General features: G+C 73.0%; 25 protein-coding genes. 12 read left to right on the top strand and 13 right to left on the bottom strand.

The window, feature by feature from the left end; all coding sequences use genetic code 11:
* Nucleotides 1–18 precede the first annotated feature (18 nt).
* The 3 genes from AB0O82_RS17000 (at nucleotide 19) to AB0O82_RS16990 (ending at nucleotide 3,995) form a co-directional block, all read left to right on the top strand.
* Entirely contained in the window at nucleotides 19–2,568 is a 2,550-nt protein-coding gene (locus AB0O82_RS17000; RefSeq protein WP_363584353.1) for a SpoIIE family protein phosphatase, read from the top strand.
* Between the two features lie 84 nt (nucleotides 2,569–2,652).
* Nucleotides 2,653–2,823 carry a hydrophobic protein gene (locus tag AB0O82_RS16995; RefSeq protein ID WP_331744879.1) on the top strand — a complete coding sequence of 57 codons (171 nt, stop codon included), beginning with the start codon at nucleotides 2,653–2,655 and terminating at the stop codon, nucleotides 2,821–2,823.
* 155 nt (nucleotides 2,824–2,978) lie between these two features.
* Nucleotides 2,979–3,995 carry a YihY/virulence factor BrkB family protein gene (locus AB0O82_RS16990; protein WP_363584351.1) on the top strand — a complete coding sequence of 339 codons (1,017 nt, stop codon included), beginning with the start codon at nucleotides 2,979–2,981 and terminating at the stop codon, nucleotides 3,993–3,995.
* 12 nt (nucleotides 3,996–4,007) lie between these two features.
* Here AB0O82_RS16990 and AB0O82_RS16985 read toward each other — a convergent pair whose 3' ends face one another.
* Nucleotides 4,008–5,561 carry a phosphatase PAP2 family protein gene (locus AB0O82_RS16985; protein ID WP_363584349.1) on the bottom strand — a complete coding sequence of 518 codons (1,554 nt, stop codon included), beginning with the start codon at nucleotides 5,559–5,561 and terminating at the stop codon, nucleotides 4,008–4,010.
* 145 nt (nucleotides 5,562–5,706) lie between these two features.
* Nucleotides 5,707–6,078 (bottom strand): helix-turn-helix domain-containing protein, encoded by a 372-nt coding sequence (locus tag AB0O82_RS16980; RefSeq protein WP_363584348.1) that lies wholly within the window; start codon nucleotides 6,076–6,078, stop codon nucleotides 5,707–5,709.
* Nucleotides 6,079–6,188: 110 nt separating this feature from the next.
* Here AB0O82_RS16980 and AB0O82_RS16975 point away from each other — a divergent pair, with 110 nt between their 5' ends.
* Nucleotides 6,189–7,028 (top strand): NAD(P)H-binding protein, encoded by an 840-nt coding sequence (locus tag AB0O82_RS16975; protein ID WP_363584346.1) that lies wholly within the window; start codon nucleotides 6,189–6,191, stop codon nucleotides 7,026–7,028.
* A 140-nt stretch (nucleotides 7,029–7,168) separates the two neighbouring features.
* Nucleotides 7,169–7,342 (top strand): CsbD family protein, encoded by a 174-nt coding sequence (locus AB0O82_RS16970; RefSeq protein ID WP_063352486.1) that lies wholly within the window; start codon nucleotides 7,169–7,171, stop codon nucleotides 7,340–7,342.
* 221 nt (nucleotides 7,343–7,563) lie between these two features.
* On the opposite strand, the gene AB0O82_RS16965 is transcribed toward AB0O82_RS16970, so the two are convergent.
* The 3 genes from AB0O82_RS16965 to AB0O82_RS16955 all read right to left on the bottom strand — a co-directional run bounded on the left by AB0O82_RS16965 (nucleotide 7,564) and on the right by AB0O82_RS16955 (nucleotide 10,141).
* On the bottom strand, nucleotides 7,564–9,543 hold the full coding sequence (locus AB0O82_RS16965; RefSeq protein WP_363584344.1) for a hypothetical protein: 1,980 nt from the start codon (nucleotides 9,541–9,543) through the stop codon (nucleotides 7,564–7,566).
* A gap of 65 nt (nucleotides 9,544–9,608) precedes the next feature.
* Nucleotides 9,609–9,884, bottom strand: coding sequence for a hypothetical protein (locus AB0O82_RS16960; RefSeq protein ID WP_363584342.1), 276 nt, complete (start codon nucleotides 9,882–9,884; stop codon nucleotides 9,609–9,611).
* 5 nt (nucleotides 9,885–9,889) lie between these two features.
* On the bottom strand, nucleotides 9,890–10,141 hold the full coding sequence (locus AB0O82_RS16955) for a hypothetical protein (RefSeq protein ID WP_363584340.1): 252 nt from the start codon (nucleotides 10,139–10,141) through the stop codon (nucleotides 9,890–9,892).
* A 464-nt stretch (nucleotides 10,142–10,605) separates the two neighbouring features.
* Here AB0O82_RS16955 and AB0O82_RS16950 point away from each other — a divergent pair, with 464 nt between their 5' ends.
* Nucleotides 10,606–11,592, top strand: coding sequence for a LuxR C-terminal-related transcriptional regulator (locus AB0O82_RS16950; RefSeq protein ID WP_363584338.1), 987 nt, complete (start codon nucleotides 10,606–10,608; stop codon nucleotides 11,590–11,592).
* Nucleotides 11,593–11,653: 61 nt separating this feature from the next.
* Here the strand turns inward: AB0O82_RS16950 and AB0O82_RS16945 are convergent, their stop codons facing one another.
* The gene (locus AB0O82_RS16945; RefSeq protein WP_363584453.1) at nucleotides 11,654–12,601 is read right to left on the bottom strand and encodes an NAD(P)H-binding protein; all 948 of its coding nucleotides are present in this window, start codon (nucleotides 12,599–12,601) and stop codon (nucleotides 11,654–11,656) included.
* Between the two features lie 95 nt (nucleotides 12,602–12,696).
* Complete coding sequence (locus AB0O82_RS16940; protein ID WP_363584336.1) at nucleotides 12,697–13,734, bottom strand: YafY family protein; 1,038 nt, start codon at nucleotides 13,732–13,734, stop codon at nucleotides 12,697–12,699.
* 96 nt (nucleotides 13,735–13,830) lie between these two features.
* Between AB0O82_RS16940 and AB0O82_RS16935 the strand changes: the two genes are divergently transcribed.
* A complete protein-coding gene (locus tag AB0O82_RS16935) occupies nucleotides 13,831–14,229 on the top strand; it encodes a VOC family protein (protein WP_363584334.1) in 399 nt (132 codons plus the stop codon).
* Nucleotides 14,230–14,413: 184 nt separating this feature from the next.
* Nucleotides 14,414–14,887 (top strand): nucleoside deaminase, encoded by a 474-nt coding sequence (locus AB0O82_RS16930; RefSeq protein ID WP_363584332.1) that lies wholly within the window; start codon nucleotides 14,414–14,416, stop codon nucleotides 14,885–14,887.
* A 311-nt stretch (nucleotides 14,888–15,198) separates the two neighbouring features.
* Here the strand turns inward: AB0O82_RS16930 and AB0O82_RS16925 are convergent, their stop codons facing one another.
* Both AB0O82_RS16925 and AB0O82_RS16920 read right to left on the bottom strand, forming a co-directional pair.
* The gene (locus AB0O82_RS16925) at nucleotides 15,199–15,567 is read right to left on the bottom strand and encodes a hypothetical protein (RefSeq protein ID WP_063352503.1); all 369 of its coding nucleotides are present in this window, start codon (nucleotides 15,565–15,567) and stop codon (nucleotides 15,199–15,201) included.
* 103 nt (nucleotides 15,568–15,670) lie between these two features.
* Entirely contained in the window at nucleotides 15,671–16,123 is a 453-nt protein-coding gene (locus AB0O82_RS16920) for an SRPBCC family protein (protein ID WP_363584330.1), read from the bottom strand.
* A gap of 388 nt (nucleotides 16,124–16,511) precedes the next feature.
* Here AB0O82_RS16920 and AB0O82_RS16915 point away from each other — a divergent pair, with 388 nt between their 5' ends.
* Nucleotides 16,512–17,546 (top strand): mechanosensitive ion channel domain-containing protein, encoded by a 1,035-nt coding sequence (locus AB0O82_RS16915; RefSeq protein WP_363584328.1) that lies wholly within the window; start codon nucleotides 16,512–16,514, stop codon nucleotides 17,544–17,546.
* Between the two features lie 4 nt (nucleotides 17,547–17,550).
* Here AB0O82_RS16915 and AB0O82_RS16910 read toward each other — a convergent pair whose 3' ends face one another.
* Nucleotides 17,551–18,321, bottom strand: a complete 771-nt coding sequence (locus AB0O82_RS16910) for a maleylpyruvate isomerase N-terminal domain-containing protein (RefSeq protein WP_363584326.1) — start codon at nucleotides 18,319–18,321, stop codon at nucleotides 17,551–17,553.
* A 204-nt stretch (nucleotides 18,322–18,525) separates the two neighbouring features.
* Between AB0O82_RS16910 and AB0O82_RS16905 the strand changes: the two genes are divergently transcribed.
* Together AB0O82_RS16905 and AB0O82_RS16900 are read left to right on the top strand one after the other, a co-directional pair.
* A complete protein-coding gene (locus tag AB0O82_RS16905) occupies nucleotides 18,526–18,831 on the top strand; it encodes a GNAT family N-acetyltransferase (RefSeq protein WP_363584324.1) in 306 nt (101 codons plus the stop codon).
* Nucleotides 18,832–18,948: 117 nt separating this feature from the next.
* Nucleotides 18,949–19,689: an SDR family NAD(P)-dependent oxidoreductase gene (locus AB0O82_RS16900; RefSeq protein WP_363584322.1), complete on the top strand. Its 741-nt coding sequence runs from the start codon at nucleotides 18,949–18,951 to the stop codon at nucleotides 19,687–19,689.
* An 85-nt stretch (nucleotides 19,690–19,774) separates the two neighbouring features.
* Here AB0O82_RS16900 and AB0O82_RS16895 read toward each other — a convergent pair whose 3' ends face one another.
* The gene (locus AB0O82_RS16895) at nucleotides 19,775–20,758 is read right to left on the bottom strand and encodes an alpha/beta hydrolase (RefSeq protein WP_363584320.1); all 984 of its coding nucleotides are present in this window, start codon (nucleotides 20,756–20,758) and stop codon (nucleotides 19,775–19,777) included.
* 523 nt (nucleotides 20,759–21,281) lie between these two features.
* On the opposite strand from AB0O82_RS16895, the gene AB0O82_RS16890 reads away from it, so the two are divergent.
* The gene (locus tag AB0O82_RS16890) at nucleotides 21,282–22,631 is read left to right on the top strand and encodes a hypothetical protein (protein WP_363584318.1); all 1,350 of its coding nucleotides are present in this window, start codon (nucleotides 21,282–21,284) and stop codon (nucleotides 22,629–22,631) included.
* Between the two features lie 678 nt (nucleotides 22,632–23,309).
* Here the strand turns inward: AB0O82_RS16890 and AB0O82_RS16885 are convergent.
* Nucleotides 23,310–24,116 carry an alpha/beta hydrolase gene (locus tag AB0O82_RS16885; protein ID WP_363584316.1) on the bottom strand — a complete coding sequence of 269 codons (807 nt, stop codon included), beginning with the start codon at nucleotides 24,114–24,116 and terminating at the stop codon, nucleotides 23,310–23,312.
* 146 nt (nucleotides 24,117–24,262) lie between these two features.
* Nucleotides 24,263–24,625: a MerR family transcriptional regulator gene (locus AB0O82_RS16880; protein WP_363584314.1), complete on the bottom strand. Its 363-nt coding sequence runs from the start codon at nucleotides 24,623–24,625 to the stop codon at nucleotides 24,263–24,265.
* Nucleotides 24,626–24,676: the final 51 nt, after the last annotated feature.

The raw sequence follows: 24,676 nt of genomic DNA, 5'->3' as shown, positions 1-24,676 counted from the left end.
CTTCAGGAGCCGACAGCCGTGCACCATCCGCAGGAGCCGCGCGCCACGGACCGTCCCGCAGCGGTCGGACCGGCCGACACGCCGAGGGTCGGAGCGCAGCGGAGCGCTGCCGAGGCGCAGGCAGCGGCCCGGGCCCGCTCCGGAGGCGAGTCCGCGGCGGTCGACCGGCTCGCCACCACGGTGGAGCGGCTCAGGCTGGAACTGGAACAGGCCCAGGCCCAGGCGGCGGGCCGCGCCGTCGTCGAGATGGGCGTCGGAGTGCTGGTGGAGCGCCTGCGGTGCGGGCCCACCGAGGCCGCCAGGCAGCTGGAGAGCCTCGCGGAGCAGGCCGGGGTGACGGTCCTGGCGCTCGCCGCCGACCTGGTCAACCAGGCCGCGGCGGACGAGATCTCCGCCCTCGCCCGCGAGTTCGTCGCGGACGCCTCGGCTCCCCCGGCCGAAGCGGTGGCCGTGCGGCTGCGCAGTGCCGAGGCGGACGTGCTCGCGAGCGGTGACGCGGCGGCGGCGGCGCGTTCCATGCTGGAGCACGCGCTGCGACCGCTCGGCGTGGCCGCCGTCGCCATCTGGGCGGCCCACCCGGACCTCTCCCTGTCGCTGGCGGGCAGCGCCGGTTTCCCCGAGGAGGAGGCACGCCGCTGGCGCCACGTCCCGCCCGGCGTTCCGACCCCCGCCCGCCGTGCCCTGGACGAGCGGGCGGCGGTCGGCTACCCGACGCTCGCCGGCGCCTCGCTGCCCTCGATCGGCCAGCACGAGATCCACGGCGGTCGGCTCGCCGTCCCGGCCGGCGTCGGCGGGCGGCTCATCGGCGTCCTGGAGATCTGCTGGCCCGGCACGCTGCCCGAGCGCTCCCAGCCGCTCCAACGCCAGTTCGAGGCGCTCGCCGAGCTGGCCGCCACCACGCTGGAGTCCTGGAGCGGGCAGGAGCCCTCCGCCTGCGACCCGGCCGACGCGCAGTTCGGCGAACTGCGGCAGCTCACCGACGGCCTGCTCGACCCGTGCATGATCCTGCGGGCGGCGCCGGACAGCGACGAGTTCCCGCCCCGGTTCGTGATCCGGCACCTCAACCCGGCCTTCGTCGACTTCGCCGGCCGGCCCACCGGCGTGATCACCGGCACCCGCCTGCTGGAGGCGTACCCGCTGGCGGCCGAACCGGGCGGCCTGGCCGACAAGGTCGAACACGTCTTCGCCACCGGAGAACCCTTCCGCGCCCAGGACATGCGCCTCGCCGCCCTGGTCGACGGAGTACCGCTGACCACCCGGGCGCAGGTGAGCATCAGCCGGCACGGCAGCCACCTCGCGGTCGTCTGGCGCCTCGACGACGGCACCCCGCGCGTCGCCCGCCTGCTGCAGCACGCCCAGCGGCTCGGCCGGATCGGCGGGTTCGAGGAGAACCTGCGGACCCGGCAGATCGCCTGGAACGAGACGGTGTTCGAACTGCACGGGCTGCCGCCCACCGCCGCGCCCCTGGCCCTCGACCAGCTCCCCGACCACGCCCACCCGGACGACCGCCACGCCATCGACCGGTTCCTGCGCACCCTCCTGCACCACCAGCGCCCGGCCTCCACCGCCTTCCGCCTCCAGCGGCCGGACGGCGTCACCCGCCACATCCGCGTCGTCGCGGAGCCCGTCCGCGATCCCGGCAGCGGTCTCGACGGCGATCCCGGCAGCGCTCCGGACAGCGGTCTCGGCACCGTCCGCGGCGCCTACCAGGACATCTCCGCCCAGCACTGGACGGAGGTCGCACTCGCCGCCACCCGCGACCAGCTCGCGCAGAGCGAACAGCAGGCGGCCGAACGCAGCCGCCTCGCCCTCCAGCTCCAGCACGCCATCATGCCGCCCACCCGGGGCCCGCTGGACCTGCACGACCTGAGCGTCGCCGTGCGCTACCGCCCGGCGGAGAAGGACCACCTGGTCGGCGGGGACTGGTACGACACCCTCGCCCTGCCCTCGGGAGACGTCCTGCTGTGCGTGGGCGACGTCTCCGGGCACGGCATCGAGGCCGCCACCGGCATGGTCGCACTGCGCAACGCCCTGCGCGGCCTGGCCGCCACCGGCGCCGGGCCGGCCCAGTTGCTGAGCTGGCTCAACAGCGTCACCCACCACCTGACCGACAACGTCACGGCCACCGCGGTGTGCGGCCTCTACGAACCCGCGACCCGCCGGTTGCGGTGGGCCCGCGCCGGGCACCCGCCGCCGGTCCTGCTGCGTGGCGGGCGGGCGGACATCCTGCCCCAGCTGGGCGGCATCCTCCTCGGCGCGATCGGCCACGCCGACTACGAGCAGGGCGAGCTCGTCCTGGAGGCCGGCGACACGCTGGTGATGTACACCGACGGGCTCATCGAGCGCCGCGACGAATCCCTCCAGGCGTCGCTGACCAGCCTGACGGCCCTCGCCGAGGACTCCCGTACCGGGTCGGCCACCGGGTCCGCCACCAGGTCCGCCGCCGGGTCGGCCACCGGCTCGGACACCGGCTCGGCCAACCTCGAAGAGCTCCTGGACCACCTGCTGCGCTACAGCAACGCCGACACCGACGACGACACCTGCCTGGTCGGAGTGATGGTGCGGTAGCGGTCGGACGGGCAGGTGCATGTCCGCGGCGAACCGGGGCAGCCGAGGGACGAATCGACGCGTCCCCTGATCGAGGAGGTCCCCGTGCTCGCCCTGGTCCTGGTCCTGCTGCTCGCCCTGCTCCTGTTCGGCTTCGGCTTCGCCCTGAAGGTGCTGTGGTGGGTCGCCCTCGCGGTCCTCGTCGTCTGGCTCCTGGGCTTCCTCGCCCGCGGCACCACCTCCTCCGGCGGACGGGGCCGCTGGTACCGCTGGTAGCCCGCCGTACGCACGGCCCCGTCGCCGGCCGCCGGGGCGCCCGAGCCGCCGCGCAGCCCCTGCGCGGCGGCTCGCGCGTGCGCGCCTCCCGCACCGCCCCCCGGGGGGCGGAACCGGCGGGTGTCGCGGGCGCGGGCCGGGGCAGACGCCGGGGCATGAACCCGATCGAACAAGGCCTGCGGGCCGTGGACCGCTTCCAGCAGCACCGCCGGGTGCCCGCCGTGGTCATCGGCGTCGTGCGCAAGTACGGGGACGACCGGGGCGGGCTGCTGTCCGCCCTGATCACGTACTACGGCTTCGTCGCCCTGATCCCGCTGCTGCTCCTGCTCAGCACCGTTCTCGGCTTCGTCCTGCACGGCCGCCCCGGGGCCCAGCAGTCGGTGCTGAACTCGGCGCTCGCCGACTTCCCGATCATCGGCGACCAACTGCGCCAGAACGTCCACTCCCTCCAGGGCAGCGGTCTGGCACTGGCCATCGGCGCGCTCGGCCTGCTGTACGGGGCGCTCGGCATCACGCAGGTCCTCCAGCACGCCATGGCCGAGGTCTGGAACGTGCCCGGGGTGCAGCGGCCCGGTTACTGGCCCCGGTTGGGGCGCGGCCTGCTGCTGTTCACGGTCCTGGGCGCCGGCCTGGTGCTGGGTACGGCGGCCGCCTCGCTGGTCGGCAGCGCCCTGGGCGGGGTGCCCGCCCGGGTGGGGGGCCTGCTGGTCTCGGCGCTGCTGAACACCGCCCTGTGCCTGGCCTGCTTCCGCGTGCTCACCCCGCACAAGATCCCGACCCGGGCCCTGCTGCCCGGCTGCGCCGTCGCCGGGCCCCTGTTCACCGTCCTCCAGGCGTTCGGTTCGCTCCTGGTGACCCACGAGCTGCGCCACGCGGGCCAGGTCTACGGCTTCTTCGCGACCGTGATCGGCCTGCTCTCCTGGCTCTACCTGGCCGCGCAGATCACCGTGTACGCCGCCGAGGCCAATGCGGTGCTCGCCCGTCGGCTGTGGCCCCGCAGCCTCCTGCAACCGCCGCTCACCGCCGCCGACGAGAAGGTGCTGTCCTCCGTCGCCCGCCAGGAGGAGCGCCGCCCCGAACAGCACGTCGAGGTCTCCTTCCACGACGGGGAGCGGCCCGGCGGGGCCGGTGACGACGGGCCGCGCGGCCCGTCGTCCCCCGACGCCCGGTGACACCCCCTGCGGCTACCGCCCGCCCCCGCTTCGTCCCTCCCGGCCCGGGCGGCGCAGCTCGCTCGCCGGGGCGGCGGTCGCGGGCCGGTACACGGTGAGCCCGGCCGGGACCTTGGACAGTCGCAGGGCGCCGCGCGCGGGGACGCTCTCGCCGTCGACGGCGATGCGGGCGGCGTCGCCGAGGGAGTCCAGGTCCAGGGCGCGCAGCCGGGCGGCCCGGTAGACCCGGGACCGGTCCAGGGTGCCGGACAGGAAGGCGGCGGCCAGGCGGGTGCGGGCGAAGGGCCGGCCGCCGTCGACGACCCGGACGTCGAGCTGTCCGTCGGCCAGGGCGGCGCGGTGGGTGGGGGCGAAGCCCGCCGGTTCGTACGCCCCGTTGCCGGCGAACAGCAGCCACAGCCGGTGCGGGCGGCCGTCGGCGTGGACGGTGACGGGTTCGGCGGTCGGCAGCAGCTTGGCGACGGCCACCGCGAGGGCCGGCCACTTGCCGATGCGCTTCTCCAACTTCTCCCGCTGGTGGACGAGTTCGGGGTAGATGCCGAGGCTGAAGGTGTTCACGAAGGTCCGGGCGCCGGCGTCGTCGGCGGCCAGGCCCAGGTCCACGCCGACGGCGGTGCCCGCCTGGACGGCCTCGGCGGTGGCCTCGTGGGTGGTGGCGCCGAGGTCGAGGGCGAAGTGGTTGAGGGTGCCGCCGGGGAAGACCGCCAACGGCAGCGCGCGCTCGACGGCCAGCGCCGCGGCCAGGTTGACGCTGCCGTCACCGCCGCACACCCCGAGCGCGCCACCGGCCCTGGCGGCCCGGTCGGCGGCTTCCGTCAGTATCTTCGCCAGGTCGTCCTGCGGCCCGCACACCCGGACGTCCGCCTCGGGCAGCAGGGCGCGCAGCGTCCCGGCCACGTCCTCGGCGGTGGGGGCGAGCGGAGAGCCGCTGCCGGAGCCCGAGTTGACCACCACCGACAGCCCCCTCCCCTGCGGCAGGGCCGGGGCCGGACAGGGGGCCGGGGCGGCGGGCGGCGGCACGTCGGACGAGCGCGGCCACCAGTGCAGGGTCGCGGCGGCGGCCGCCGTACCCAGTGCCGCACCGGCCAGGACGTCGCCCGGGTAGTGCACGCCGGTGTAGACGCGCGAGAGGGCCACCGCCGCCGCGACCGGCGCGACGGCCGCGCCCAGCAGCGGGGACTCGATCGCCACACCGGCGGCGAAGGCCGCCGCGGACGCGGAGTGACCGGAGGGGAAGGAGGTGGTGACGGGCTGGCGCAGCAGCCGGCGCACGGCCGGGACGGCGTCCAGCACCGGGCGGGGCCGGCGGGTGGCGTGCTTGGCGACGGTGTTGGCGGTGGCCGAGGCGATGGCGAGCGAGCCGAGGCCGCGCAGGGCCGCGCGTCGCCCGCGGCGTCCGCCGACCGCGCCGAGGACGGCGGCGGTGCCCATCCACAGCACCCCGTGGTCGGCAGCCCGGCTCAGCGCCCGCAGCCAGGGGCGGGTGCCGTGCAGCGGCGCGGCGGCGATGCGGTCGAAGAGGGCTCGGTCTATGGCGTCCAGTCGGGTGGTCTTCAGTCGCTTCATCCGACAAACCTACGGCGGGCGGGCGACAACGCCGGGGAAGAGGCCGAGGGGTGTGTCGCGGCGGCCGGGCGGCCGTGACGGGCCGCGTGCAGGACCCGGAACTCCCCCAGCAGGGGAGCTCGGTGCGACCGCTGTCCCTTCCCTGCTATCCCGCGTCGCGCGGCGGCAGCCCCCGGGTGATCCGGTCGAACAGCTCGGCCAGCGGCTCGCCGAGGTCCTGACCGAACTCGGTCAGCCCGTAGGTGACCTGGGGCGGCGTCGTCGGCTCGACCCTCCGCCAGACCAGGCCGTCCTGGACCAGCGCGCGCAGGGTCTGGGCGAGCATCTTCTCGCTGATGCCGTGGATGCTCTCGCGCAGCTCGTAGAACCGCAGGTCGTTGCTCCGCAAGGAGATCAGCACCCAGATGCCCCACCTGCTGGTCACGTGGTCGACCACCTCGCGCGCGGGGCAGTCGGTGTGAAACACCTCATACCGCTTCCCGGCCTCGCCCTGCCTGTCCTGCACACCTACCACCATGTCCTGAGCTTACGTCAAGGTATGTCCTTACCAAGGGTTAGCCCTGGCTCCTAGCGTGGGGACCACCGAGGCCGCAGCGGCCACGGCGGACGTCGAACGAGGAGCTGACCATGATCGTGGTGACCGGGGCCACCGGCAATGTGGGCCGACCGCTGACGCGGGCACTGGCCGAGGCGGGCCGACAGGTGACGGCGGTGTCGCGGCACGCGGTGGCGGTGCCGGACGGTGTCCGCCACGTGGCGGCCGACCTGGCCGGGCCGGCCGGCCTCGAACCCGCGCTGGACGGGGCGGAGGCGCTCTTCCTGCTGCTGTCCGGCGACCTGCACGCCGCCGGGGCCAACCCGGCCGACCTCATCGGCCAGGCCGTGGCCGGCGGGGTCCGCCGGATCGTCCTGCTCTCCTCGCAGGGCGTGGCGACCAGGCCCTTCGGCCCGACGCGGATCGCGATGAGCGAACTGGAGGACGTCCTGCGGGGGTCCGGTGTGGACTGGAGCATCCTGCGGCCGGGCGGCTTCGCCTCCAACGCCCTGTGGTGGGCCGAGTCCGTCCGCGCGCAGCGGGTCGTCGCCGCGCCCTTCGGCGACGTCGGGGTGCCGATCATCGACCCGGCGGACATCGCCGACGTCGCGGCGGCCTGCCTGCTGGAGGACCGGCACAGCGGCGGCGTGTACGAGCTGACCGGCCCGGAGGTGGTCACCCCGCGCCAGCAGGCGCAGGCCATCGCGGCCGCCCTGGGCTCGCCGGTGCGGTTCCACGACCTCACCCGCGACGAGGCCGCCGCCGCCATGGCCCAGGGCATGCCGGTGGAGCTCGCCGAGGACACCCTGGACATCCTCGGCTCCCCGAACCCGGCCGAGCTGCGCGTCAGCCCGGACGTGCAGCGGGTCCTCGGCACCGCCCCGCGCCCCTTCGCCGACTGGGCCGCCCGCAACGTCGCCGCCTTCCGCTGAGCCTGCCCGACTGGCCCCGTCGGCACCGCGCCGGCTCTCGGCTGGCGGCCGACTCCGGATGTTCCGGGTGTGGAACCGCCGATCCCGGGCAGACGCCGTCCGGGGCGGACCGAGCCCCCACTACCGAGAGGAGTGATCCGATGAGTGCCAAGGACAAGCTGCACAACGCGGCCGAGAAGGTCCACGGCAAGGCCAAGGAAGCCGCCGGACGGGCCACCGGCGACCGGGTCGTCGAGGCCGAGGGCCGGGGCAAACAGATCAAGAGCGACCTGAAGCAGGCCGGCGAGAAGATCAAGGACGTCGGAAAGGACTGACCCGGTGCACGGCGGCCGCGCCCGCGCGGCCGCCCCGCCACGCCCCGGCCGGCTCAACCGTCCCTGCCCGGCCCGTGGGACTCAGGAACCCGTGGAGACGCCGCCGTCCCGCGTGACCGGCGAGAACGCCAGGCCGCCACGCGCCGAGGCCCGAACCCTCTCGGGGTTCGGGCCTCGCGGTCGCGGTCCGCGCACGCGGTGGGTCTGCGGCTGGGGTGTGATCAGCCGATCTGGCCCCACGGAGAGAAAGGACCGCCGGGGGTGGACTGGCTGCTGCCGGCGACGTTGCCGCTGGCGGAGGTCACATAGATGGCGATGGTGTTGAACCGGCTGAACACCGCGCTCGGATCGCTGGCCACACCCGTCGGGTCACCCGCGTCCGCGACCGTGCCCCACGATCCGAACGGGCCGCCCGGAGTGTTCTGGTTGGTGCCCTGGATGGTCCCGGCGGTGGTGCGGGCGTAGACCACCATGAGGCCGCTCGGTGTCTGGAGCGCGGCCGGCTTGCCGACGAACCCACCACCCGTCGAAAGCTGCTGCCAGGGAGAGAAAGGACCACCAGGCGTGCCCTGACCGGCACCGGCGACGTTGCCGCTGGCAGACGTCACATAGACCGCGATGGTGCCGGACTGAGTGAACACCACACTCGGATCACTGGCCACACCCGTCGGATCACCCGCGTCCGCGACCGTGCCCCACGACGCGAACGGACCGCCCGGAGTGTTCTGGTTGGTGCCCTGGATGGTCCCGGCGGTGGTGCGGGCGTAGACCACCATGAGGCCGCTCGGTGTCTGGAGCGCAGCGGGCGTGCCGACGAACCCACCACCCGTCGAAAGCTGCTGCCAGGGAGAGAAAGGACCACCAGGCGTGCCCTGACTGGCACCGGCGACGTTGCCGCTGGCAGACGTCACATAGACCGCGATGGTGCCGGACTGAGTGAACACCACACTCGGGTCACTGGCCACACCCGTCGGGTCACCCGCGTCCGCGACCGTGCCCCACGATCCGAACGGGCCGCCCGGAGTGTTCTGGTTGGTGCCCTGAATGGTGCCCGCGGTGGTGCGGGCGTAGACCACCATGAGGCCGCTCGGTGTCTGGAGCGCGGCCGGCTTGCCGACGAACCCACCACCCGTCGAAAGCTGCGCCCACGGGACGAACGGACCGCCGGGGGTGTTCTGGTTGGTGCCGTACACGTTGCCGTCCGCACCGACCCGGTACAGGGCGATGGTGCCGTTGCTGGTGAGCACCGTCGAGTCGGCGGAGCCCCGGGCGGTGGAGGCCTGCGGCGCGATGGTGAAGACGCCGCCCTGGTAGGTGTGCTCCTGGCCGTCGATCTCGTTGGCGATCATCGAGATGTTGAACGTGCCCGCCGCCAAGGGGGCCGTGTCGAAGGGGACTTGGTAGTTGGTGGCGCCGCCGCTGGTGGCGCGGAAGCGGTTGTAGTAGCCGTTCGGGCCGGTGACCACGTAGTCGAGCCAGTTGATGACGCCGCTCTGCGTCGGGTGTGCCGTGAGGTTCAGCGTGCCGGACACGGTCTGGCCCGAGTTGAAGCCCCACAGCAGGACGTTGAAGTCGGCGGGAATGGCGGGAGCGAGGTTCTTGGAGCGCAGCAGCTCGAAGGAGGAGGTGGGGTAGCCGTCGATGGAGGACCAGTGGGTGTTGGCCGAGTACTCCTTGGTCGGGACGCTGCTGTTGTCCTCGGCGATGTACGTGAAGTCGCCGGCGGCCTGGTTGGTCCAGCCTGCGAAGAGGTTGATGTGCTTGCCGGCGACGGCGAGGGCGTCGCCGGGCTGAAGCTGGGACCAACTGCTGAGCTTGGTGCTGTACTTCGGGTCGTCGATACCGGGTGCGGGGTACGTGACCGGCGGGCTGCCGGGGAGTTGCCAGGCCATGTCGACGAGACCGCCGCAGTCGGTGCGGTACGGGCCGCCGACCGCGCTGTCCGAGAACGACTGCCCCTGGTTGTAGGTGACCCCGTGGGCGACCCAGTCCCGGGCGCGCCGGACCATCTGGGCGCCGGTGAGCTTGTTCCCGACACCGGTGCCGAGGGTGCCGGTGGAGGTCGGCGTCCTGTTGCCGTCCGGGTAGTAGGTGCCGTCCGCCGAGGCGGGGGAGGCGGTGAGAAGACCGGCGGCCACGGCGGTCGCGGCGAGCACGCAGACGCGGCGCAGGGCACGGGCAGGACGGGGCGTGCTGGGCATGGGGGTCCCCTTGGATGTGGGCGGGCGAGCGAGGGTCGGTGCGGGTCAGCGAGGGTCAGCGAGGGTCAGTGCGGATGGACGGCGGCGGCGTACCGGCCGGCCGTTGCTGCGGTGAGGGCCCGGGCCAGCAGGTTCTCGGCCAGGGCGTGCGCGGTGGTCGGGCCGTCCGCGCGGACGAAGAGCACCAGGGCGATGCGGCCCCGGTCCGGTACGGCGCGGACGTGTTCGAGCCCGTGCTCCGGGGTGGCGTGCGCCCACAGGACGTCCTCGACGATCCGCGCCGCGGCGGTCGTGGTGGGCGCACCGCTGGTGTCCACGACGGTGGCCCGGACGGCGAGCACGGCGCTCAGTCCCAGCCGATGCCGCTGGCGGACGGGCCGGCCACGACCGGCGGCACGGTGGTGGTGGAGCCGTCCCAGCCGATACCGTCCCCGTCCCCGGCCCCGCCCGCCACGACCGGCGGCACGGTGGTGGGACCGTCCCAGCCGATGCCCGCCGGCGCCGTGGTCGCGGCGGTGGCCGAGGCCGCGGGCGCCAGGATCCCCGACAGGGCGACGGTGACGGCGGCGGTGGCGAGCAGGCGGGCGGTCTTGGACATGGCGGCACCCCAGGCGGCTTGTGTGGTGGGAGATCTGATCGAGGACCAGAACTTCGGGGAGGCTGTTCGGCGGTTGCCCCGCCGCTCTCCCGGTGACCACCATCCTGCTGGCACCGCCCGCACCCCGGAAGGTGAGAACCCCGTCAGCAACCGGCCTGGCCGCTTCAGGACCCGGCGCCCCGGCGCCCGCCGCGTTGTTCGTGAGATCCCCGCGCCCACCACCGGCTCACAGCGGTCATGGTCACGGACTCCTTCGACAACCGCTTCCACTACGGACTGTCACGGCTGCTGCCCCCGAGGGCCTGAACCCGAGACCGGGAGGCGAGCGCGGGAGGCGAGCGCATCGAATCGGCCGGACCCCGCCCGGGGCAGGACTGCTTGTGGAGTCGAAGCCGGGCTGGGATGATCCCGATGTGTCGCACGGCGGCATGGCACGTTCGACATCGCACCGGGGGGCTGCGCGCATGCTGGACATGCTGGGGTTGGACCGTGTCTCGGAGGCCGTCTACCGGGCCATGCTCGCCGATCCGCAGGGCGGCGTCAGGGAGTTGTGCGACCAGCTGGGCCTGCCCGAGCCCGCCGTACGGGAGGCCCTCGACCGGCTGGCCGATCTGCAACTGCTCCGGGCCTCCCGGGAGGCACCCGGGGTTCTGCTGCCGGTGAGCCCCGCGCTCGGCCTGGAGCTGATCCTGCGCCGCCAGGAGCAGGAACTGCTGCGCCGCCAGCAGGATCTGGAGATCGGCAAGGCCGCGGCCGCCCGGGCGATCGCCGAGTACGCCGACCTGCGGCCGAACACCCCGGTCGAGACCGCCGAGCGCCTGGTGGGCCTGGACGCGATCCAGGCCAAGCTGGAGATCCTCGCCCAGGCGGTCACCGGGGAGTGCCTGTCCGTGATGCCCGGCGGAGCACAGTCCCGGGCCAGCCTGGACGCCTCCCGGCCACTGGACGAGGCGGCCATGCGGCGCGGGGTGGCACTGCTGACGCTCTACCAGGACAGCGTGCGGCACGATCCGGCGACGCTCGCCTACGCCCGCTGGATGACCGAGGAGAGCGGCCTGGTCCGCACCTGCCCGACGCTGCCGCCCCGGATGCTCATCTTCGACCGCCAGGTCGCCGTGGTCCCGATCGACCCGGCCCACACCCGGCTCGGCGCCCTGTGCACGCGCGAGCCCGGGATCGTCGCCTCCCTGGTCGCCCTCTTCGAGCGGACCTGGCAGGCCGCCGTCCCGCTCGGCGCCGACCGGCGCAAGGACACCGAGACCGGCCTCAGCGCCACCGAGCAGGAACTCCTGCGGCTGCTCGCGTCCGGCCTCACCGACGAGGCCGCTGGCCGGAACCTGGGCCTGTCGGCACGCAGCGTCCGCCGCCAGATGGCCGGGCTGATGGAGCGCCTCGACGCGTCGAGCCGCTTCGAGGCCGGCCTCAAGGCGGCGCAGCGCGGCTGGCTCTGAGCGGCCGCTCCCCCGGCACCCGGCCGGCTACGATCGCCGGGCGGCTACGGTTGCAGGCCGGCTACGGTCGCCGGGCGAGCAGGTCCTTGATCACGGTGTCGAACCCCCGTGGGGGGCGACCGAGAAGCTCGGCGACGTCGTTCGTCGCCCGGTCGTACCGGTTCTCGCCGTGCAGCCTGGCCATCGTGGCGATGTGGTCGAACACGTGGTCCGGCAGGCCTTGGCTCTTGAGGTCGTGCTCCAGCCACTCCTGGTAGGGCACGTCGACGTAGGTCACCTCGCGGCCCAGGGCGGCGGAGAACTCGGCCGCGATGGCCGTCATGTCGCGGGATCGAGCCCCGGTCAGTTCGTGGACGCGGCCGGTCCGGGGGGCAGGATCGAGCAGGAGTGCGGTGACGACCTCGGCCACGTCGGCGGCCGCGACCGGTGAGGTCCGGGCCGAGCCGAAGGGGAGGCGGATCGTGCCGTCCCGCCGGATCGAAGCCGCCGCCACCTTGGTGAAGAGCGGATTCTCCATGAACACGGTGGGCCGGACGTGGACGACCGGCGCCCCGGACCAGTCGAGGACGTGTTCGGCGAGGTAGTGCAGTCGCTGCTGCCGGGACTCGGCGTCGCTGGTGAGGTCCATCTGCGAGACGGTCATCTGCGAGATGCTGACCAGCAGTTCCAGGCTGACGCTCTCCCGGGCGGCGACCGCCACCGTCGCCGCGGCCTCCAGGTAGGCGGACGACACGCTCATCCCGAAGTAGGCCCGGTGGCAGCCGGCCAGCGCCTCGACCACGTCCGCACCACGGGTGAGGTCACCGACCATCACCTCCACGCCGCCCATCGTCCTCAGGTCCGAGGCCCGTTCGTCGTCGTGGTGTACGAGAGCCCTGACGGGCACGTTCTGCGCCCGCAACCCCTCCAGGATCCTTCGCCCGACTCCGCCGACCCCACCGCCGGCGCCGGTGACAAGGACAGGTTCTACGAGCACGACGATTGCCTCCCACCTACCTGACCGGGACATCCGGTGCACTGCCAACGCTCCCGCGCCGGGAAGGTTCCGCGGGTCCTTGACGCCAGGGCGGGCGCGTCGGCGTCCGTGAAGGCAGGGCGGGCGCATCAGCCTCCGATCCGGTCCGGATCGCGGGCCTGGCGGGCGGAGGCGGCGAGCCGGTCGGCGAGCGCGATGACGAGGCCGCGGAGTTCGTCCGGCCGCTCGATGACGAACGGCCGGTCGAGCGAGGCGAGGACGGGGGGCAACCAGTCGAGCCGCTCCGCCCGCAGTTCGACGTGCAGCCACCGCTCGGTGTGCGGATCCGTTCCTTCCTCGGGTACGGGTTCCTCGATGCTCGCGACACTGGCGGGGAGCCGGGCGCGGATCTGCTCGACCGTCCCGTGGATCCGCAGGGTCACTTCGTACCGGTACGCGGCCTTGGCGAACCCGGACAGGACGCGCTGGGCCGGATCGAGCCCGGCGGGCGGCTCGAACGAGCCCGGCAGGGGCCTCGCGTCCGCGATGCGATCGAGCCGGAAGGTCCGGTCCTGGCCGGTCCCGGGATCGATCTCGGGATCGGCGCCCGTGACGTACCACCGGCCCGCGTGGGTGACGATCCCGTACGGGTGCAGCGTGCGTTCGCTCCGCCGGCCGTCCCGGGCGGTGTACCTGATCGAGATCGGGCGGCGATGGCGCACCGCGTCGGCGACGGCGAGCAGGACGCCCGTCTCCGGGGTGGCCGCCTCGCCGGGCTCAGCCGTGAAGGCGAGGGATTCCAGGACGGCGTCGAGCCGACGGGCGAGGCGCTCGGGCAGTGCCCGGCGGATCTTGGCCGCCGCCGTCTCGCCCGCGGTCTCGGTCGCGGTCCCGGTCGCCGTCAGCAGCCCCGCCCTGCGGCCCGCGACGAGGCCGAGCAGCACGGCGAGCGCCTCGTCGTCGTTGAGCATGAGCGGAGGCAGGCGGTACCCGGGGGCGAGCCGGTACCCGCCGTAGCGGCCGCGGACCGCCTCGACGGGGATGTCGAGGTCGACCAGGTGGTCCACGTACCGCCGCACGGTGCGCCCGTCGACGCCGAGCCGGTCGGCGAGTTCGGCCACCGTCCTGATGCCGCCCGACTGCAGGAGTTCCAGGAGGGTGAGCACACGGCTGGTAGGTCGGCCCATGTCCACGAGCCTAGCGCTGATACCGGACCGATTCTGTCCACTATTTCCTCTACCGTCCGGAGTGCAACGACTTCACCGACCCGAGGAGAGAGCACCATGGACTTCGTTTCGATCCGGATCATCACGGACGACATCGCACGCCTCGTCGGCTTCTACGAGCGGGCCACGGGGGTACAGGCGCACTGGTCCACCGAGGACTTCGCCGAACTGCGGACCGCCGGCGGGACCCTCGCGATCGGCAGCACCCGGACCGTGGCGCTGTTCGCGCCCGGCTCCGCCCGTCCGGCCGACAACAACAGCGTGATCTTCGAATTCCTCGTCGCCGACGTGGACGGCGTGTACCGGAACCTGACCGGCTTCGTCACCGACTTCGTGACCGAGCCCACCACGATGCCCTGGGGCAACCGGTCGCTCCTGCTCCGTGACCCCGACGGCAACCTGGTCAACTTCTTCACACCCGTCACGCCGGCGGCCGTCGAGAGGTTCGCCCGCTGACGACAGCACGGCCGCCCCGGGCGGGAGCCGGTCCCCGCGGCACGCTCCGCACCGGCTCGCGGGCCCGGGCCGCCGCCGGGGGTGGTCGCGGGCGCAGGGCGGGTGCGGCAACCTGGTACCACCGCCCCGCCCGACCGCGACACCATGGGGCCCGCCCCACCGCCGATCCCCTGAGGAGCACGTCATGAACGACCGCACCCGCGAGCACCTGCTCGCGGCCATCGAGATCGCGGCCGACGCCCGGGCGCACGGCAACCACCCCTTCGGAGCGCTGCTGACCGACTCCGCCGGGAACGTCCTGCTCACGGCCGAGAACTCGGTGCTGACCGACCGCGACGTCACCGCCCACGCGGAGACCAATCTGGTGCGGCAGGCCTCGCGCACCCTGGCCCCGACGCAGCTCGTCGACGCCGTCCTGTACACGAGTACCGAACCGTGCGCGATGTGCGCCGGGGCGATCTACTGGAGCGGCATCCGCAAGGTCGTCTACGCGCTCGCGGGGGCGGAGCTGAACGCCATCGCGGGAGTGGACCCGGAGGAGCCGGTGCTCGACCTGCCGTGCCGCCAGGTCTTCGCCGCCGGCGGCAGCACCGTGGAGGCGTCCGGCCCGCACCTCTTCGAGGAGGCCTCCGCGGTGCACACGGGGTACTGGGGGTAACGCTCTGGCCCACCCCGGGACTCCTCTGTCCGGCTCCTCTGTCCGGCCCGTCAGTCCGGCGGCTCGGGCGGGCGGGGCAGGCCCGGCTCGGGCGGGCGGGGCAGGCCCGGCTCGGGCTCGGGCTCAGGCCCGGGCGGCGCGGGTGACGGCGTAGCGGGGCCCGGGAGCACCGGATCCGGCGGCGGCTCGGGCACGCCGGGCGGCAGCGGAGGATCCGGCACCACCGGCGGACTGACAGGTCCGACGGACTGGGACTGCGGCTGGGGCTGGAGCTGCGTGGAACCGTACGGCATGACTGCTGCTCCCTTTCGTCAGAAGATCCGACCGCCGTAGAACGGGTCGTAGTAGAGCCCGTAGCGGTCGCGGACGTCGGCCGACACGTCGGCCGCGCCGTCGTCGAGGCCGGGACCGTTCCTGATGTCGTCCTTGGACCGGTCGACGTACACCTTCTGCTCGCCGATCTCGATCCGGATCACGGTGCCGGCGGGCAGGAGCACCCGCCTGCCGAGGATCCACGGACCGGTGTCGACGACCAGGTGCTGGGCGCCGACCGCCTCGGACAGCTTGTCGATCTTGCCGATCGCTCCGTCGGTGGCCTCGACGTGGAAGCCGATGAGGTCGGTGCCCGCCGTGTGACCGGCGGTGTCCCGGAACTCCCAGATGTTGACGCGATCACTCACGACCGTCTCCTTCCGTCGTCGGGTCTGGCTGTCAGGTCCGGCTGTCAGGTCTGACTGCCTGATCGGGCTGCCGGTACGCTTCGGCTGCCCCCGATCCGGAGGTTCATGCCACCGTGTCGTCGACCGTGGCCCCGACCGGTCCGCCGCCCTCCTCGACGTGGCGCTTGAAGTCGGTCAGGTCGTCGATCACCCGGCGGTCGACGAACCCGAGCGCCTCGGCGAGGTGCTCCCAGAGCCCGTGCGGTTCGACCTCCAGCTGGAACATCACCCGGGTGGCGGCGTCGCCCACGGCGTGGAAGGTGACCACGCCCTGGTGCCGCACCGGGCCAGGGCCGCTGTCCCACGCCACGCGGTCGTTCTCCACCAGCTCCGTGGTCACGGCGGTGAACTCGCGCGGGCCGGCGGCGGTCCGGACCACCCAGCTGGTGTCCTGGCCCGACCGGTCGACCCTGACCACACCCCGCATGAACTGCGGGAACTCCTCACACCTGACCCAGCTCTCGTAGACCGTGCCGAGCGGCGCCGCCACCTCGACGGACTCCTCGATCCGGTGCATCGCTCCTCCTGACATGTCGGTGCCCGCCCGGGCCGGCGGGCCTTCAGGCTCCGGCTGCCCCGTTCCCGGCCCGGTATGCACCCCGGCTGAACCCTCGACGCGGCCCCTCGGCTCGCCCCCCTCACCCGTCTCCCCCACCTCGTCCGCCTCGTCCGCCTCGTCCCCCCTCACCCGAACGGCCCATCGCCGTGACCGGGCCCCCACCTCACCTCCGGCAGGTGTGAATCCCGCCGAACGGGAAAACGGGCTCCGGGAAGCGGGCCCGGGGAAAGCCCGCCCACAGCGCCGGCCCGGGGAAGGCCGGCCCACAGCGCCGCGCTGCGGCCGTCGCGGAGGGAGAGCGAGCGTGTGGTGGAGCCTGTTCCGTCTGCTCCTGGCAGGTGCGGGGGTGGCCCTGACCACCTACGTCCTGGACCGGACCGCCGAACGGCTGGTCCGCAGATTCGCCCCGCACCGGCCGGGCAGCGTCATGCCGGGGATGCTGCGCAGTTGCCGGCGACCCCTGGTCACCGTGCTCGCCACCTCGCTGTCCCTCGCCGTCCAGCCGTGGGTCGGCGGTTCGCCGGAGACCCGGGAGCAGCTGCACCACCTCCTGGTCCTGCTGGCGATCGCCTCCGGCGGATGGCTCGGCGCCCGGGTGGTCGGGCTCGTCGTCGAAGGCGCCGTCCGCCTCGCCGTCCACCGCCGCGACCCCTCCTCGGCCGGCCGCGCCCGCACCCAGGCGGGCCTGCTCGGCCGGATCTGCCAGGCGATCATCGCGATCGCCGCCCTGGGCGCGATGCTGATGACCTTCCCCTCCGTGCGCGGCATCGGGACCAGTCTGCTCGCGTCCGCGGGCCTGGTCGGCGTGGTCGCGGGCATCGCCGCTCAGAGCGTGCTGGCCAACCTCTTCGCCGGGGTGCAGCTGGCCTTCGGCGACCTGGTCCGGATCGGCCACGTGGTCGTGGTGTCCGGCGAGTGGGGCACCGTGGAGGAGATCACCCTCACCGCGGTGGTGATCGCGACCTGGGACCAGCGCCGCCTGGTGATGCCGATGTCCTACTTCGCCGGCCGCCCGTTCGAGAACTGGTCGCGCCGCTCCAGCCGGATCACCGGCACCGCCTTCCTCCACCTCGACCACCGGGCCCCGGTCCCCCTGCTGCGCAAGGAGTTCGACGCGTTCCTCGCCGACAGCCCCCTCTGGGACGGCCAGGGCAGCGCCCTACAGGTCGTCGACACCACGCCCACCACCATCGTGGTCCGGCTCCTGGCGACCGCCGCCAACGCCGACGACGCGTTCTCCCTCCGCTGCCAGCTCCGCGAACACCTGGTGACGCACATCTGCGAACACCACCCCGAAGCGCTCCCCCGGGTGTCCGTCACCCCGGCGCCCCGGACCCAGCCTGACACCCCGCGCGCCCCCTTCCCCCCACCCGCTCAGTAGTCACTCAGTAGCCGCTCAGCAGGGCACGCACCCGTCGCAGCTCCTCCGGACCGACCGTGCTGTGCCAGCGACCCGGGTCCGCCGGACGCCGCCCCCACAACAGCAGGACGCGCACCGCGGCGTCGCTCTCGATGGTGGCCGGGCCCTCGGGCGGAGCCAGGGCGATGGACGCGCCGCCCGCGTCCGCGGTCACCAGGACGTCGTCGGTCCCGGGGACGCGCAGGCGGGCCTCGACGCGCCCCCCGGGCCCGAGGTCGAGTCCGGCCACGCCCCGGGCCAGCAGCGGCCGGCCGACCAGCCGCACGCTGTGCGACGTCATCCACGGTTCGGCGAGCGCCTCCCGGGCCGTACGGTCGTCGCCGGTGAGGTCCCACCGGTGGAGGATCAGTTCCTCGCGCAGGTGCTCGGCGAAGAACGGCACCGTCACGGTCCGGCCGGTCCACCGCACCTCGGTGTCCGGGGGCAGGTCGCTCTCCGCGGCCGCGGCGACCTCGGCCAGTTCGGCGCAGCGGGCGGCGAAGGCCTCCCACAGCTGCGCGTCGGACATCCGCCGGTACGGCTCCTCCCGATCGAAGCCGCGGGTCTCCACGGGCTCGCCCGCGTGGAAGGCGCGCAGGACGCGGGCGAGTTCCTCGGCGTTGCCGGTCTGGTGGGCGAGGACGTCCCGCACCGTCCACGCCTCGCACCACGTCCCGTCGTCGGGCCTGCGTTCCTGGACCGCCCGTACGAACGGGACGAGTTCCGGCAGGACGTCACTGACCTCAGCGGGAATCATGCGCCATGGGTATCCCGGCCGCCGCGCCGGGCAAACCTGCCGCCGGACTGTTCGGCCGCCGGATGGTCACCTGGCGCCCCAGCCTGTGTCCGTCGGCCCTCGTGGTGACCAGACGACAAATGTTGATTCTTAAACTATAGTAGCGGTGCCGCGCCACCCCGCCACCGGCCCTCCCGGGCCGCCCCCCATCTTGCGGAGGAAACCATGGACGAGCTCGTCACCGACAACACCGAGAAGTCGCGCTTCGAGATCCAGGACGGCGGAGAACTCGCCGGCTTCGCCGAGTACCACCGCTCCGACGACGAGATCGCCTTCATCCACACCGAGATCGACCCCCGCTTCGAGGGCCGCGGCCTGGCCGGCCGACTGGCACGCGCGGCACTGGACACGGCCCGCGAGCAGGCACTCGCCGTCCTCCCCTACTGCCCCTTCATCCGCGGCTGGATCACCAAGCACCCCGAGTACACCGACCTGGTCCCCGCCTCCCACCGCGCCCGCTTCGGCCTCTGAGCCGCCCGCCGGCCGGCGCCCCGGCGAGAAGCGGGAGGCCCCCCGGCCCCGGATTGCCAACTCCCCCGCCGGGGAGGCGGCTTGCCGGACGCGATGACGCCTCGCACAATCACTGTTATGTCCACAACCAACTCGGGAAGTCACTCCGCGCCGCCCCCAGCCCCGGCCCCTGGCAGGCGCGTGCTCCTGATCGGCGCGTCCCGGGGCCTCGGGCTCGCCCTCGCCCAGGAATGGGCGAGAGCCGGCTGGCAGGTCGTGGCCACCGTACGCGGCTCGGGCCGGACCGGGCTGCACGAGCTCGCCGACGCCCACGCCGGGCAGGTCGAGGTCGAGACCGTCGACATCACCGAGCCCGAGCAGGTCGCGACGCTGAGCGCTCGCCTGGCCGGCCGGACGTTCGACCTGCTCTTCGTGAACGCCGGCGTCACGAACCAGCCCGAGGGCACGGTGGCGCAGACCTCCACCGAGGAGTTCGTCCGGGTCATGGTCACCAACGCGCTGAGCCCGCTGCGCGTCATCGAGGCCCTTCAGGACCTCGTCGAGCCCGCGGGCACGATCGCGGTGATGTCCTCGGGCCAGGGCAGCGTGGCCAACAACGAGCGCGGCGGCCACGAGGTGTACCGCGGCAGCAAGGCCGCGCTCAACACGTTCATGCGCAGCTACGCGGCGCGGCACAGCGGCGAACCCCGGCCCCTGGTCCTCATGGCCCCCGGCTGGGTGCGCACCGACCTGGGCGGCTCGGACGCCCTGCTCGGCATCGACGAGAGCATCCCGAACGTGGTCAGGACGCTCGACGCCCTCCGGAGCAGCCCGGGCCTGCACTACGTCGACTACCTCGGCCGAACCGTGGCCTGGTGAGCGCGGCGCTCCGGAGCACCACGGCGCGGATGGGCCGCGAGTTCGACCCGACCGTCGAGCCCGCGCAGCACCCTGCTCCCCTCGCTCAGGAGGGGAGGGACGCGAGCCAGTCGGTCAGGATCCGGTTGACCTCGGTGGGGCGTTCCTGCTGGACCCAGTGCCCACAGCCGTCGAGGATGTGGCAGGAGAGCAGGCCGGGCAGGGTCGCGGGGTAGGCCGCGATCGCATCGGCCAGCCAGGTGGTGGAGGCGTCCCGGCTCCCGCCGATGAACAGGGACGGCTGGGTGACGGGGGCGCCGTCGAAGTCGGCGAGGTCCTCCCAGTCCCGGTCCATGTTCCGGTAGCGGCCCAGCGCTCCGCTCATGCCGGTTCGCTCGAACTCTCCGGCGTAGACGTCGAGTTCCTCCGCGCTGAGCCAGCCGGGCCGCCGTCCGACGGGGAACCGGTCACGAAGTGTCCCGCCACGGCTGACGAAGTGCGGGTCGGGCGCGCCGGGCGCCGGCATGGTGTCGGCGGACAGCGCGGCGTAGAAGCCCGCGAGCCAGCCGCGCACGTCCGGTTCGATCTCGGCCTCGGCCCGACCCGGCTCCTGGAAGTAGGAGACGTAGAACTCCTCGTCGCCGCCCAGTTGGGCGAAGACCTCGCCGGGCCTCGGTCCGCCCCGCGGGAGGTAGGGAACGCTCAGCAGCCCCACGGCGCGGAAGACGTCCGGTCGGATCAGGGCGGAGTCGGCGGCGATGGTCGATCCCCAGTCGTGGCCGACGATCACCGCGGACCGTTCACCCAGGGCGTGCACCACCGCGACGTTGTCCTCGACCAGGTCGAACATCCGGTACGCGGCCACCTCCTCGGGCCTGGAGGAGCGCCCGTACCCGCGGACATCGATGGCGACCGCGCGGTATCCGGCAGCGGCCAGCACCGGCAACTGGTGGCGCCAGGAGTACCAGGACTCCGGGAACCCGTGCAGCAGCAGGACCAGCGGCCCGGTGCCCTGCTCCACCAGGTGGATCCGGCCGGCGGGCGAGGGGACCAGCCGGTGAGTGGGGCCCGTGGTCCGCGACGGTGACATGTGTCCTCCTGGTATCTCGATCCGACGTACACCAAGTTCGGTTCGGCAAGCTGATGTTCGGCGGCACGATGCCGATGCGGTGCCGATTCAGGTGCCGACGCAGTGCCGATCATGCTGCGCGCGCACCGAGGAGGGCGAGGCCTGTTGCCATTTCGGCAAAGCGGCCCGCGCCCCGCCCGTGGCGATGCTCCGATCGGTCACCCCGATGGCCCGCACAGCTACGCCCTCGCGAGCAACGCGCTCAGCCGGCCACCGCGGTCTCCCCCGCACCCGCACCCGCACCCGCACGCACCGCCCAGACCGACGCGGTGTGCCGCTGTTTCTCTCCACCCGGGCACTGTCAGGGCATGGGGTTCTCCCGTGACATCGCCGCCGGTTCCGCGTCTCACCGATGTTTGACGGACCGCGGGGGCCCAGTAGTTCTCGCGACTGGGCCTACCCGTGTGCTTCTGTCGCGCACCTGCCCGTTCTTGACGCTTCGGACACTATCCCTCCCATTGGCATGTACGCGAGAATCACTCGGGTGAACATCATCAGCGAACACTCAACGCCCCGCGGACGAGCCCGCCGACAGGGAGCGAAGATCTCGCTCCTGCTCACCGCCCTTCTCGCCGGCTCCGCCCTCTGCCCGGCGACGGCCTCCGCCGCCGGGCAGGACCCGGAACAGATCTGTGGCCACACGGTCCAGGGCCGCATCCTGGAAAAGTACCGGGAGTACCGAACCACGCTCGGCTGCCCCCGGACCGACGAACAGACCGCTCCCGACGGGGTGGGCCGGTTCAGTGTCTTCGACGGCGGCTCGATCTACTGGAGCCCCTCCACCGACGCCCACGCCATCTGGGGCCTCATCCGCGACAAGTGGGCCGCCATAGGCTGGGAGAAGGGCTCCCTCGGCTACCCCACCAGCGACGAAATCTCCCTCCCCGACGGCGCCGGGAAGCGCCAGGTGTTCCAGGGCGGCTCGCTCTACTGGCATCCCACGCGCTCCAACGGCGTCCACCCCGTCTGGGGCCTCATCGGCCAGCGCTGGGGACAGGCGGGCTGGGAAGGCGGGGTGTACGGCTACCCCGTCACCGACGAACTCCAGCAGGAGGGCGTCACCCAGATGTTCGAGCACGGCCCCATCCGGTGGTCGCCGAACGAGACCGCGAACCCGCTGATCCCCCGCGCGAACGCCCAGTTCTTCCAGGGCAGCCCGGCCCCGGGCGATCTGAAGGAGAGCGCCACGCTGCTGCCCAAGGGCCCCGACCGGGGCGTCGTCGTGGTGCGCGGCTACATCGGCGACGACGGCAACCCGGTCAACCACGCCCTGGGCAACCACCGCCTGTGGAGCACCGAACCCGAAGCCAGCTCCAAGGTGGCCATCGCCTGGGACACCGCCACGGGCCAGGTCGGGATCTACGTCGACCAGTCCTGCGTCGGGGATCTGACGTGCCGCAATGCCAAGCCCCTGGTGCGTACCGAGCACGCCAAGGTGGTCCAGGACGACCGGACCCCGCAGAACGAGTACTGGGCGGAGCCCTACGGTGACGGCGGCATCCGGGTGGACGTGTCAGCGGTCAACTCGTTCGTGGACGTCCCGGGCTCGCAGTACGCGGATCTCGGCCGGATCAACGCGACGTTCCACATCTACCCGCACGGCTACGACGACAAGAACAAGAACTTCACCGGCTTCGACGTCGACACGAACAAGGACAAGTACCCGTCCTGGGAGGTCCTGCGCTACCCGCGCCTGCTGAAGAACTCCGGTTCCCCGCAGGCTCTGTGGCAGGGCGCCGTGTGGCAGGGTTCCATCACGGACCTGAAGGCCCCGCAGCACCTGTGCTACCGGAACGACCCGGACCACGCACCCGTCAACATGACCTGCAACTGATCAACGCGGGAGGCCGGTCCGTCCGGTCTCCCGCTCGGTCCGCCGGCACGATGTACGCCCTGGCGCAGTGGGCGCCGATTCCGGCGCTGCGGAGGTGGCCGGGCGCGGGCCGGCAAGCCTCGGTCAGCGCACGATGAAGGCCTCGGTGACGTGCACCGCGGTGCGCCTCCCTCCCCGACGGGAAGGAAGGGGCACCGCGCGTCACGGCCGGCCGCTCAGCACCGCATGGCTTCGGCCTTCTCCAGGGCGAGTACTTGGAGGCTCCGCGGTACGGCGACCGTGTGGACGGGGTGGCGCACGCCGTCGCCCGCGAGAACAGCACCGGGTCTCGCAGGGAAGCACGTCATGCGACTCATTCTCCTCCTACCGTCCAACTCATCGCTGCCAGCGCTGGATTCACGATGCTGTGACCCTACGGTTCGTCGATGTCCTCGACCGCCCCGGGGTTGTCGTAGAGCGGCCGGCCCCCACTCGTAGGCGGTGACCGTGGTGGCGGAGCCGGCGACGAGGTCGGGGTTCGGGCGGACGGCCACCGTGACGACCGGGTACCGCAGGAACCAGCCGGCCACCAGCGCGGCCACACCCGGGTGTTGCCGTCTGCCGAGGACGGCATCTTGCCCGTGGTGTGCCAGGTGTGCGAGGAGTTCAGAAGTCTGAACGCCCAGAGCGCCGCCCCGCTCACTGGCGGGCAGGCCGGGGCAGTTCGTCGAGCCAGGCGCCGATGAGGCCCTGGACGGTCTCGGCGCACTCGACCTGCGGGTTGTGGCCGACGCCGTCGAGCACCGTCGCCGCCATCCGGGGGTAGTGGTCGAGCAGGGCGAGTTGGTCGCGCCAGCCCACCAAAGCGTCCTGCCGGGTGGTGACCAGCAGGTGCCGGCCCTGGTGCTCCGGCGCGCGGTGTTCGGGCCAGTGCGGCAGCAGGAAGTCGGCTTCGAGTTCGGCGGCGGCCGCCGGGTCGTGCGCGCGCCATCCCGGCCGGACGTACTGTTCGAAGAGCTTCCAGTTGCGCGCGGTGTGACGGGCCATGACGAGGCCGAAGAGTTCGCGGTCGGCGGGCGGGAGCCGGTCGAGGAGCTCGTCGTTGCGCTCGGACACGGTCACGCCGGGCAGGGTCCGGTCGGGGCCCCAGTGCACGACCGGTACGAGCAGCGCCGAGCCCAGGACCTGCGCCCCGAACCTCGCCGTCACCGCCCGGGCCAGCTGTCCACCGAACGACTGCCCGAGCACGGCGAAGGGCTGCTCACCCAGTTCGGCGTGGATCCAGTCGAGGACGGCGTCGGCCAGGGTGGCCGCCGAGGTCGTCCCCGGCAGCCGGGGGCTGGTGCCGTGGCCGGGGAGGTCGAGGTAGAGCCGCCGCCACCCGGGGCGGTCGGCGAAGGCGGGTTCGACGGGGAGCAGGACCCGGTGGTCGACGGTGTAGCCGTGGATCATGACGAGCGGTGTGCCGTCGCCGAATTCGAGGTGCCGGATGGCGGAGTCGGTCATGACGGAAGGGTCCAACCATCACACCAATGGCAAGGTCAAGCCGACCGCCCGGCAGGCCGACAGACCGACAGGCCGCCCGCAGCGCCTCCCGACATCGGCTCACGCCCCGGGCTCACACCAACAGACACACACCTCGGGCTCACGCCTCAGGCCCGGCTCTTGACCTCGGTGAGGTACTCCCGGATGGCATCACGGTTACGGGTCAGGCACTGGATCCGACGGGTCATCCGCTCCGTCTCGGACTCCAGAGTGCCGATCATCTCCGGTGTGGCGTCGGCGAAGTGGATCGTCCGCGGGCTGTCCAGGCAGGGCAGGATCTGCCTGATGATCCGCGTGGGCAGTCCGGCGTCCAGGAGTCCGCGGATTTGCAGGACCCGGTCGACGAGGTAGTCGTCGTAGGCCCGGTAGCCGTTCGCCTCGCGGTGCGCGGTGATCAGGCCCTGCTGCTCGTAGTACCGCAGCAGGCGCGGAGGAGTGTCCGTCAACCGGGCGAGTTCGCCGATACGCATGTGACCACCCTCACGCCCGACCGGTGCCGTTCCGGGCTGGACCTTGACATG

The organism is Kitasatospora sp. NPDC088264, assembly GCF_040685715.1.
GTDB lineage: Bacteria > Actinomycetota > Actinomycetes > Streptomycetales > Streptomycetaceae > Kitasatospora.
This window is presented reverse-complemented; position numbering and strand designations above follow the sequence as displayed.

Coding starts and splice junctions, on each gene's coding strand:
- AB0O82_RS16950 (WP_363584338.1), top strand. CDS start 10,606: ATGCTGGACATGCTGGGGTTGGACCGTGTCTCGGAGGCCGTCTACCGG.
- AB0O82_RS16980 (WP_363584348.1), bottom strand. CDS start 6,078: ATGGTGGTAGGTGTGCAGGACAGGCAGGGCGAGGCCGGGAAGCGGTAT.
- AB0O82_RS16970 (WP_063352486.1), top strand. CDS start 7,169: ATGAGTGCCAAGGACAAGCTGCACAACGCGGCCGAGAAGGTCCACGGC.
- AB0O82_RS16910 (WP_363584326.1), bottom strand. CDS start 18,321: ATGATTCCCGCTGAGGTCAGTGACGTCCTGCCGGAACTCGTCCCGTTC.
- AB0O82_RS16935 (WP_363584334.1), top strand. CDS start 13,831: ATGGACTTCGTTTCGATCCGGATCATCACGGACGACATCGCACGCCTC.
- AB0O82_RS16940 (WP_363584336.1), bottom strand. CDS start 13,734: ATGGGCCGACCTACCAGCCGTGTGCTCACCCTCCTGGAACTCCTGCAG.
- AB0O82_RS16920 (WP_363584330.1), bottom strand. CDS start 16,123: ATGCACCGGATCGAGGAGTCCGTCGAGGTGGCGGCGCCGCTCGGCACG.
- AB0O82_RS16955 (WP_363584340.1), bottom strand. CDS start 10,141: ATGTCCAAGACCGCCCGCCTGCTCGCCACCGCCGCCGTCACCGTCGCC.
- AB0O82_RS16895 (WP_363584320.1), bottom strand. CDS start 20,758: ATGTCACCGTCGCGGACCACGGGCCCCACTCACCGGCTGGTCCCCTCG.
- AB0O82_RS16975 (WP_363584346.1), top strand. CDS start 6,189: ATGATCGTGGTGACCGGGGCCACCGGCAATGTGGGCCGACCGCTGACG.
- AB0O82_RS16990 (WP_363584351.1), top strand. CDS start 2,979: ATGAACCCGATCGAACAAGGCCTGCGGGCCGTGGACCGCTTCCAGCAG.
- AB0O82_RS16945 (WP_363584453.1), bottom strand. CDS start 12,601: ATGTCCCGGTCAGGTAGGTGGGAGGCAATCGTCGTGCTCGTAGAACCT.
- AB0O82_RS16885 (WP_363584316.1), bottom strand. CDS start 24,116: ATGACCGACTCCGCCATCCGGCACCTCGAATTCGGCGACGGCACACCG.
- AB0O82_RS16880 (WP_363584314.1), bottom strand. CDS start 24,625: ATGCGTATCGGCGAACTCGCCCGGTTGACGGACACTCCTCCGCGCCTG.
- AB0O82_RS16965 (WP_363584344.1), bottom strand. CDS start 9,543: ATGCCCAGCACGCCCCGTCCTGCCCGTGCCCTGCGCCGCGTCTGCGTG.
- AB0O82_RS16905 (WP_363584324.1), top strand. CDS start 18,526: ATGGACGAGCTCGTCACCGACAACACCGAGAAGTCGCGCTTCGAGATC.
- AB0O82_RS16985 (WP_363584349.1), bottom strand. CDS start 5,561: ATGAAGCGACTGAAGACCACCCGACTGGACGCCATAGACCGAGCCCTC.
- AB0O82_RS16930 (WP_363584332.1), top strand. CDS start 14,414: ATGAACGACCGCACCCGCGAGCACCTGCTCGCGGCCATCGAGATCGCG.
- AB0O82_RS16900 (WP_363584322.1), top strand. CDS start 18,949: ATGTCCACAACCAACTCGGGAAGTCACTCCGCGCCGCCCCCAGCCCCG.